Below are 9,017 nucleotides of genomic sequence, written 5' to 3' on the forward strand. Positions count from 1 at the left end.
CCCCGGCACCGAAGCCCAGTCCGTTTCGTGACGTTACGCACTGACAGCTGGTTAGTCCGCCCTTCAAGCTGATGTAGGAAGTCGGGGGTCGACTTTGAACCGGGAGTACGTCAGTGAGCGCCATGCCGATCGCGTTGCTGGTCACCACGGCCGCCACGGGCGCCGTGGGCGTCGCCGTCCTGCGCACCGTCCTGCAGCTGCGCCGACAGGTCGCGGCCCTGCACACCGCGCTGGCCGAGAGCCGCGCCGCCACCACCCGTGCGCTGCTGCCCGCCGCTCGTACCGCCGCCGACACCGATGAGATACGTGCCGCCGTGGCGGCCGCGCTCGCCGAGGAGCGGGAGCGTGAGCTCGCCGAGGCGCGGGCGTTCTGGGCCGCCCAGGAGGCCCGTGACGCCTCCGACGCACCTTCTCTGCTGGGCCTGCCCGAGACCGATCTGTTCCTGCCCCGGCAGGCCGATTTCGCGGGCCTGGAGCCGGTGTCCGAGCCCGGCGCGGAGGCAGAGGAGCCGGCCGCCGAGTCCCCGGAGCTGGCCGCGGCCCGCCGCCGCCACCCCTCCCACCCGGACTTCGTGCCGACGCAGTCGCCGGTCGCCAACGACCACGAGCGCACCGTCGACACCCTGGAGGAGCTGGCGTCCTCCCGCGTCGAGCTGACGGACGTCCGCCCCGGCCCGCTGGGCACCCTGGACGTCTACGTCTTCGCCGACGGCACGACCCTGTGCATGACCCCGGGCCACCGGGAGACGGCGGAGCACCTCGCGGCGGCCCTGCGCCTGGGCAGGACCCCGGTCCTGCTGGGCGGCTCCGGCATCTCGGGCGCCTACACCCTGACGTTCGAGTGCGGCGAGGAGACCGTCTACATCCTGGCCGACCGGGTCATCGCGTCCCTTTAGGGGCCGCGGGGCTGTGGCGATATGCCGCTCCGCCGGGCGGGCGCGGGCGGCCACGAGGAACTCGCACCCGCAAACGCCGCTCAGACCCCCGCCCGCTTCTGCGCCTCCTCCACCAACCGCACCGCTTCGTCGACGTCGGCTTCGGCGGGAATCACCACCGCCAGATCATTCCCGGCCACGGCGATCTGGTCCGCCACCGCGAACATCCCCGCGTCCGGCATCTCCCGAGGCTCCGCATCGGGGGCCTCCAGTCGCTGCGCCCTCCGGGCCAACTCCCTGGCCAGCTCCAGGGCCTCGGCGGCAGCGCTCCGCTGCAACCGGCTCTGGGGCGCGGCCCTCAAACGATCGGCGAAGTGCTCCACCGCACGGGTCAGAGGCGTCGTATCAACCACGCCGCGAGCGTACGCGCCGCACCGGGACTGTTGCCAACGGGCGAACACTCAGGCACGGTGACCTGAAGGACCGGCTTACATCCCAGCGTCCGGAGGCGCCGATGTCCCAAGTCTTCTCCGAAGAGACCCATCGCAACATGCTCGCCCGTATCCCGCACTGCACCGGTCGTGAGATCTCCGACTGGTTGCGCACCGTCGAAGACGGCCCTTCCCTCTTCCGCTTCGAGGAAAAAGTCAGCTGGCTCCGGCACGAGCACAACCTCGCGTACGGCCACGCGAAGGCGATCATCCACGAGTACGACCTGAGGCGGGCCGCGCGCAAACTTCTCTAGGCGCGCACACCGTCCTCCCGACGACGAAGGGCCCCGGCCGAAGCCGGGGCCCTTCGCGCTGCGATCGTCGGAGACTAGTCGCTGCTGTTGAGGATCGAGATGAGCCTCAGGAACTCCAGGTAGATCCACACCAGCGTCAGCGTGAGGCCGAAGGCCGCGAGCCAGGCCTCCTCGCGCGGGGCGCCGTAGGCGACGCCGTCCTCGACCTGCTTGAAGTCCAGGGCGAGGAAGCAGGCACCGAGGATGATGCCGATCACGCCGAAGACGATGCCGAGGGGACCGCTGCGGAAGCCGAGGCCGTCACCGCCGCCGAACACCGCGAACAGCAGGTTCACGGTCATCAGCAGGATGAAGCCGAGCGCGGCCGCCATCACGAAGCCGTAGAAGCGGCGGTTGACGCGGATCCAGCCGGCCTTGTAGGCGATCAGCACACCGGCGAAGACCGCCATGGTGCCGATCACGGCCTGCATGGCCGCACCGTCGGCGATGCGGTTGTCGACGATGTTGGAGATGACGCCGAGGAAGACACCCTCGAACGCGGCGTACGTCAGGATCAGCGCGGGCGAGGCCTTGCGCTTGAAGGACTGCACGAACGCCAGGACCATGCCGATCAGGGCGGCGCCGATACCGATGCCGTAGCTACGGCTGATGTTGGCGTCGTCGATCGGCAGCAGGGCCCAGGAGAGCGCCGCGGTGAGGATGAGCACGCCGAGCGTGCTCGCCGTGCGCAGGACGACGTCGTCGATGGTCATCCGGCCGGTGGTGGCCGGTGCCTGCGGCGGCGCGCCGTGCTGCAGGTCCTGCTGGGCGTAAGGGTTCTGTGCGTAAGGGTTCTGTGCGTACTGGTCGCCCGTCGGCTGCGCGTACGGGTTGCCCTGGGTGGCGACAGCGGGACCCCCGGCCTGCGGCGCGGTGTTGAAGCCCGCGTAGCCGTTGTCGCGGCTGAACCCCCGTCGCGAGAAGACCGGGTTTCTGCTCCTCATTTCACTCCTCCATGGCCACCAGGCGTGGCCTTGGCTCAAGAGTAATAGGTAGGCAAAGGAATGACCCTACTGCTTGGGGAGGATCTTTCCCTCGTCGTGCTGGCCAACACGCTACGTGGCTTCCTGATTCCCCTCATCGGAGGGGGTCATTCACCGGCTCGTCCGAAGGGGAAGCCCGTGTACGCCTCCGCCAGGTCCGTCTCGGCGGCGCGGGAGGAGACGATCCGCTCCAGCCGGGCGATCTGGAGCCGGTCCTCGAAGGTTGTCGCGCCGGGTGCACGGTGCAGCAGGGTCGTCATGTCGTAGGAGAACCGCTCGGCCTGCCAGACGCGGCGCAGGCAGGTCTGCGAGTAGGCGTCGAGCAGCTCGGGTGATCCGGTCCGCTGCTGGTGGATCAGGGCCCGGGCGAAGGTGGCGACGTCGCCGGCGGCGAGGTTCAGCCCCTTCGCGCCGGTCGGCGGCACGATGTGCGCGGCGTCGCCGGCGAGGAAGAGACGGCCGTGGCGCATGGGCTCGTGCACGTAGGAGCGCATGGGGGTGACCGTCTTCTGGGTGATCGGGCCGCGCTGGAGGTGCCAGTCGTCGTCGGTCTCGCACCGGCGCTCCAGCTCGTCCCAGATCCTCTCGTCGTCCCATGCCTCGGGGTCGGTGCCGTCGGGCACCTGGAGGTAGAGGCGGGAGACGAAGGCTTCGGTGGGGAGCGAAGCGGCTTCCTTGGAAGGGTGGAGGGTGACGGGCGGGCGCATGGAGAGCAGGGCGAAGCCGCGGTCGTGGCGGGCGTAGACGAGCTCCTCGTGCGAGGGCGGCGCGTCGGCGAGGATGCCGAGCCAGCCGAAGGGGTACGTCCGTTCGAAGACCTGGGTGAGTCGGGCGGGGATCGCCTTGCGGGCCACGCCCCAGAAACCGTCGCAGCCGACGACGTAGGAGCACTCCAGGACGTCCTCGCGGCCCTCGTGCCGGAAGCGGATCCGCGGGGCATCGGTGTCGGCGCCTTCCACGGCCAGCGCCTCCGCCTCGAAGAGCAGGGGACCGCCCTCCCGGAGCTGGAGCGCGATGAGGTCCTTGCACACCTCGGTCTGGGCGTAGACCATCACGGACCGGCCGCCGGTGAGGGCGGGGAAGTCGACGCGGTGGCGCCTGCGGTCGAAGCGCAGCTCGATGCCGTCGTGGCGCAGCCCTTCGCGGTCCATGCGCTCCCCGGCGCCGGCCGCGCGCAGCACGTCCGCGGTGCCCTGCTCCAGGATCCCGGCCCGCTGCCGCCGCTCCACGTAGGCGCGGTCGCGGCTCTCCAGGACGACGGAGTCGATGCCGGCGTTGTGGAGCAGCCGGGCGAGGAGGAGGCCGGCCGGGCCCGCTCCGATGATGCCGACGGTGGTACGCATCGGACGACCTCTTCCCATTCCTCGACGTTCGCCAGGTGAAATTTCCTTCACCATGTGTCTGTGAGTTTCCGACGGCATGCGGTCGCTGTCAACGGGCACGCCGTGAACTCTTCAATGGACCACGCAGGGATCGGAAGGTGCCCGGAGCCGGACTTGAACCGGCACGCCCGCGAAGGGGCAGCGAGGTTTAAGCTCGCCGTGTCTGCATTCCACCATCCGGGCAGGCCGTGGGCTCCGCATCGAGGTTCCGAGACTATCCGGACGGGTCCCCCGAACAGCGGAAGCGTGGACCGATGTTGTCTTATTTTATTGACGTCTGAGGGTGCATCAGCACACGGAACACGCCATCCGCACTTGCCAATAGCCTTGCGTGCGACGCTCGGCCGCGCATGCGGAATGACGGAATTTCACCGCTTGAACGAGGGCACTCCACCTGTTCTCGACACCCGGAAGCATCGGTTCCCGACACCGGGGCCCTTCAGGGGTGTTCGTCATCCCCAGGTATGACACTGCCCCGCGGGGTCAGACCGCAGTCGGCCTTCGGAACCGGAACAACGGGTGACTACACGGCGGCGTGGGACCCGGACGATGGAACACGTCCTTCCCCGAGATCAGCCGTCCGTCAGGAGAGCCATCCCGTGACCACCGCACCCCTCACCGACCGGGCCACCACCGCGGCCGCGCGCGCCACGGATCTGTCGAAGATCTACGGACAGGGTGAGACCCAGGTGGTCGCCCTGGACCGCGTCTCCGTGGACTTCCGGCAGGCCGAGTTCACCGCGATCATGGGCCCCTCCGGCTCCGGCAAGTCCACCCTGATGCACTGTGTGGCCGGCCTCGACTCCTTCTCCTCCGGGTCGGTGCGCATAGGCGACACCGAGCTCGGCTCGCTGAAGGACAAGCAACTGACCAAGCTGCGCCGGGACAAGATCGGCTTCATCTTCCAGGCGTTCAACCTGCTGCCGACGTTGACGGGCCTGGAGAACATCACCCTTCCGATGGACATCGCGGGCCGTAAACCGGACAAGGAGTGGCTGGACTCCGTCATCCGGATGGTCGGCCTCGCGGACCGGCTCGGCCACCGGCCGTCCCAGCTGTCCGGCGGCCAGCAGCAACGCGTCGCCGTGGCCCGGGCGCTGGCCTCCCGGCCGGAGATCATCTTCGGTGACGAGCCCACCGGAAACCTCGACTCGCGCTCCGGCGCCGAGGTGCTGGGCTTCCTGCGCAACTCCGTGCGCGAACTGGGCCAGACGGTGGTGATGGTGACGCACGACCCGGTGGCCGCCGCCTACGCGGACCGGGTGATCTTCCTGGCGGACGGCCGGATCGTCGACGAGTTGTACGGGCCGACGGCCGACTCCGTGCTCGACCGCATGAAGGCGTTCGACACCAAGAGCCGCACCAGCTGATTCCCCGTCAGGACCGACAGGACTGAGAAGAAGAACCCCATGTTCCGTACCGCCTTGCGCAACGTGCTCGCGCACAAGGCCCGGCTCCTGATGACCGTGCTCGCCGTGATGCTCGGCGTGGCCTTCGTGTCGGGGACCCTGGTCTTCACCAACACCATCTCCGATGCCTACCAGAAGAGCTCGGCGAAGGGCTTCGACCAGGTCGACGTCGCCATGACGGCGGACTACAAGGACGCCGAGGGCGACCGGGTCGGCAAGCTCCACGAACTGACCCAGGCCGTGCTCGACGAGAGCGAGCGGGTACCCGGGGCCGCGTCCGCCATCGGGGTCGTGCACAACTTCACCGCCATCGCCGACAAGGACGGCAAGCTGATCGGCCAGGGCTTCCAGTCGCAGGGCGGCAACTACTGGGGCGCCAAGGACCCCCGGTATCCGCTGGTCAGCGGGCACGCCCCCAAGGGCCGGGGCGAGATCCTCATCGACTCCGAGACGGCGAAGCGCGCCGGCTACAAGGTCGGCGACACCGTACGGATGTCCGTCGACGGGCCGGTCCTGACCCCGAGGATCACCGGCATCTTCACCACCGACGACGGCAACGTCGCGGCCGGCGGCAGCCTGACCCTGTTCGACACTCCCACCGCCCAGAAGCTGCTGGGCAAGCCGGGCGTGTACGACCAGATCGACGTCAAGGCGAAGCCGGGCGTCACCCAGGCCGCGCTGAAGGCGGAGCTGGACAAGGCGCTGCCCGAGGGCACCGTCTCCACCACCACCGGCAAGCAACTCGCCGACGACCAGGCGGAGATGATCTCCCGGTCGATGAGCGGCATGCAGACGGCCCTGCTGGTCTTCGCCGGCATCGCCCTGTTCGTCGGCACGTTCATCATCGCCAACACCTTCACCATGCTGGTCGCCCAGCGCACCAGGGAGCTGGCGCTGATGCGCGCGGTCGGCGCCTCGCGCCGGCAGGTGACGCGCTCGGTGCTGATCGAGGCGTTCGTGGTCGGCGCGGTCGCCGCCGTGACCGGGCTGGTCGCGGGCATCGGCATCGGGGCCGGACTGCGCTCCCTGATGGGCACGTTCGACGCGACGGTGCCCGACGGGCCGCTGGTGATCAAGCCGGCCACGATCGTCGCAGCCCTCGCGGTCGGCATCCTGGTGACCATGCTGGCCGCGTGGCTGCCGGGGCGCCGGGCCGCGAAGATCCCGCCGGTGGCCGCCATGAGCAGCGTGCACGCCAAGGCCACGACCAAGTCGCTGGTGCTGCGCAACACCCTCGGTGCGCTGGTCTCGGCCGCGGGCATCGCGGTGGTCCTGGTGGCCACGACCATGGACGGTTCGGACGGCCAGATGCCGATGGGCCTCGGCGCGGTGCTGCTGATCATCGGCGTGTTCATCCTGACCCCGCTGCTGTCCCGCCCGCTGATCGCCGCCGCCGCGCCGGTGCTGCGCACCTTCGGCATCTCGGGCAAGCTGGCCCGGCAGAACTCGGTGCGCAACCCGCGCCGTACGGCCGCCACCGCCTCCGCGCTGATGATCGGCCTGACTCTGATCACGGGCATGACGGTGATGGCGGGCAGCCTGCAGCAGGCCATCGAGAAGATGGCGTCGGCGTCGATCAAGGCCGACTACGTGGTGTCCATGGCGAACGGCAACCCGCTGTCGCCGGACGTCGAGAAGAAGCTGAAGCAGTCCGGCGATGTCACCGCCACCAGCCCGATGCTCAACGCCGAGACCCGGATCGACGGCCAGAGCGAGTACGTGACCGGCGTGAACGGCACGGCGATCCGCGACCTGGTCGGCCCGGAGGTCGACACGGGCACCTTCAAGGTCGGCGGCGGCGACGTCGTCGTGGACAGTGAGACGGCCAAGTCCTACGGCTGGAAGGCGGGTTCCGCCTTCACCGTCGCCTTCGAGGACGGCGAGAAGCAGAAGCTCACGGTCGCCGGCACCTACGAGAGCAACGACTTCCTCAGCGGCATCCTGCTCGACGAGAAGACCCTCGCCCCACACACCCTGGACCCGTACACCATGAACGTCATGGTGAAAACCTCCGACGGCACGTCCGGCGCGGTGCAGGACAAGCTGGAGAAGGCCCTCGGCACCAACCCGGCGATCAAGGTCCAGTCCAAGGACGACATCTCCAACGAGATCGCGCAGATGTTCACGCTGATGCTGAACATGGTCTACGGCCTGCTCGCCATGGCGGTGATCGTGGCGGTCCTCGGTGTCATCAACACCCTGGCCATGTCGGTCTTCGAGCGCTCCCAGGAGATCGGCATGCTCCGCGCGATCGGCCTGGACCGCAAGGGCATCAAGCGGATGGTCCGCATCGAGTCCCTGGTGATCTCCCTGTTCGGGGCGGTGCTGGGGATCGGCCTGGGTGTGTTCTTCGGCTGGGCGGCCGGTGAGCTGCTGGCCTCGAAGATGGCGACGTACGAACTGGTCCTGCCGTGGGCCAGGATGGGCGTCTTCCTGCTGCTGGCCGCGATGGTGGGCGTCCTCGCGGCGCTCTGGCCGGCCCGGCGTGCGGCGCGGCTGAACATGCTGGAGGCCATCAAGGCGGAGTGACCTGACGGAGCGCCGAGGGCCCCTTTCCCGGGTGCTTGGGTTCTAACGGTCCTCGCAACACCCGCGATCTGTGGGAGTTGCGAGGCCCCCTTGAACCCAAGGAGTGGGAGAGGGGCTCTCGGCCGTTCTCAGTTCCAGGTGCGGGCGCGCAGCGGCATGTCCGACGCCCCGGACTCGGGGGTACGGACGGCCAGGACCTGGTTGACGCCGATGCGGTTGCGCTCGAACGCCAGCGCGGACGCCGCCATGTACAGGCGCCAGACGCGGGCGCGGCCGGGGCCGGCCAGCTGGACGGCACGCTGCCAGTCGGCCTCCAGGCGGGACACCCACTGGCGCAGGGTGAGGGCGTAGTGCTCGCGCATGGCCTCGACGTCGCGCACCTCGAACCCGGCGCGCTCCAGCTGGGCCACGGTGCTTCCGATCGGCTGGAGTTCGCCGTCGGGGAAGACGTAGGAGTCGATGAACGCGTCGACGCTGTACGTCGACTCGTCCCGCTGCGGGCGGCGGGCGATCTGGTGGTTCAGGAGCCGCCCACCGGGCTTGAGCAGGCTGTACAGGTCGTCGGCGTACTCCAGGTACCGCTGGGCGCCCACGTGTTCGGCCATGCCGATGGAGGAGACCGCGTCGTAGGGCCCGTCGCGGACGTCACGGTAGTCCTGGACGCGGATCTCGACCTTGTCGGTGAGTCCCTCGTCGGCGACGCGCTTGCGGGCGTAGGCGGCCTGCTCCTGGGAGAGCGTGACGCCGACGACGTTCACGCCGTGCTCGCGGGCGGCGTGGATGGCCATGGAGCCCCAGCCGCAGCCGACGTCGAGCAGCCGCAGGCCCGGTCTCAGCCCGAGCTTGCGGCAGACGGCTTCGAGCTTGTCCCGCTGGGCCTGTTCGAGGGTGCTGTCCGGGGTGGGCCAGTAGGCGCAGGAGTACACCATGGACGGGCCGAGCACGATCTCGTAGAAGTCGTTGCCGACGTCGTAGTGGTGGCTGATGGCGCGTCGGTCGGTGCGCTTGGTGTGCAGGTGGCGCCGGGGGCTGCGGGCCTCTTCGCGGGGCGGGGC

The 9,017-nt window shown here is 69.3% G+C and carries 8 protein-coding genes and 1 tRNA gene; 4 read left to right on the forward strand and 5 right to left on the reverse strand.

The annotated features are described in order from the left end of the window. The first annotated feature begins 113 nt into the window (after window positions 1-113). Window positions 114-896, forward strand: coding sequence for a hypothetical protein (locus C1J00_RS32030; protein WP_102912487.1), 783 nt, complete (start codon window positions 114-116; stop codon window positions 894-896). Window positions 897-976: 80 nt separating this feature from the next. Here the strand turns inward: C1J00_RS32030 and C1J00_RS32035 are convergent, their stop codons facing one another. Beyond that, window positions 977-1,288 (reverse strand): hypothetical protein, encoded by a 312-nt coding sequence (locus tag C1J00_RS32035; RefSeq protein WP_102912492.1) that lies wholly within the window; start codon window positions 1,286-1,288, stop codon window positions 977-979. A 101-nt stretch (window positions 1,289-1,389) separates the two neighbouring features. Here C1J00_RS32035 and C1J00_RS32040 point away from each other — a divergent pair, with 101 nt between their 5' ends. Further along, window positions 1,390-1,620 carry a DUF4287 domain-containing protein gene (locus C1J00_RS32040; RefSeq protein WP_033312036.1) on the forward strand — a complete coding sequence of 77 codons (231 nt, stop codon included), beginning with the start codon at window positions 1,390-1,392 and terminating at the stop codon, window positions 1,618-1,620. Window positions 1,621-1,694: 74 nt separating this feature from the next. On the opposite strand, the gene C1J00_RS32045 is transcribed toward C1J00_RS32040, so the two are convergent. The 3 genes from C1J00_RS32045 to C1J00_RS32055 all read right to left on the reverse strand — a co-directional run bounded on the left by C1J00_RS32045 (window position 1,695) and on the right by C1J00_RS32055 (window position 4,207). After that, a complete protein-coding gene (locus C1J00_RS32045; protein WP_102912488.1) occupies window positions 1,695-2,603 on the reverse strand; it encodes a Bax inhibitor-1/YccA family protein in 909 nt (302 codons plus the stop codon). A gap of 146 nt (window positions 2,604-2,749) precedes the next feature. Beyond that, on the reverse strand, window positions 2,750-3,985 hold the full coding sequence (locus tag C1J00_RS32050; RefSeq protein WP_102912489.1) for a 4-hydroxybenzoate 3-monooxygenase: 1,236 nt from the start codon (window positions 3,983-3,985) through the stop codon (window positions 2,750-2,752). Between the two features lie 138 nt (window positions 3,986-4,123). Further along, window positions 4,124-4,207 (reverse strand) — tRNA-Leu (locus C1J00_RS32055). 416 nt (window positions 4,208-4,623) lie between these two features. Here C1J00_RS32055 and C1J00_RS32065 point away from each other — a divergent pair. Continuing rightward, the gene (locus tag C1J00_RS32065; protein WP_102912493.1) at window positions 4,624-5,394 is read left to right on the forward strand and encodes an ABC transporter ATP-binding protein; all 771 of its coding nucleotides are present in this window, start codon (window positions 4,624-4,626) and stop codon (window positions 5,392-5,394) included. A 39-nt stretch (window positions 5,395-5,433) separates the two neighbouring features. After that, window positions 5,434-7,962: an ABC transporter permease gene (locus C1J00_RS32070; RefSeq protein WP_102912490.1), complete on the forward strand. Its 2,529-nt coding sequence runs from the start codon at window positions 5,434-5,436 to the stop codon at window positions 7,960-7,962. Window positions 7,963-8,090: 128 nt separating this feature from the next. On the opposite strand, the gene C1J00_RS32075 is transcribed toward C1J00_RS32070, so the two are convergent. Beyond that, window positions 8,091-9,017 (reverse strand): class I SAM-dependent methyltransferase (locus C1J00_RS32075; RefSeq protein ID WP_102912491.1); only part of this gene is annotated, 927 nt, incomplete at its 5' end.

This window comes from Streptomyces cahuitamycinicus (assembly GCF_002891435.1).
Taxonomy (GTDB): domain Bacteria; phylum Actinomycetota; class Actinomycetes; order Streptomycetales; family Streptomycetaceae; genus Streptomyces; species Streptomyces cahuitamycinicus.

Coding starts and splice junctions, on each gene's coding strand:
- C1J00_RS32040 (WP_033312036.1), top strand. CDS start 1,390: ATGTCCCAAGTCTTCTCCGAAGAGACCCATCGCAACATGCTCGCCCGT.
- C1J00_RS32045 (WP_102912488.1), bottom strand. CDS start 2,603: ATGAGGAGCAGAAACCCGGTCTTCTCGCGACGGGGGTTCAGCCGCGAC.
- C1J00_RS32050 (WP_102912489.1), bottom strand. CDS start 3,985: ATGCGTACCACCGTCGGCATCATCGGAGCGGGCCCGGCCGGCCTCCTC.
- C1J00_RS32070 (WP_102912490.1), top strand. CDS start 5,434: ATGTTCCGTACCGCCTTGCGCAACGTGCTCGCGCACAAGGCCCGGCTC.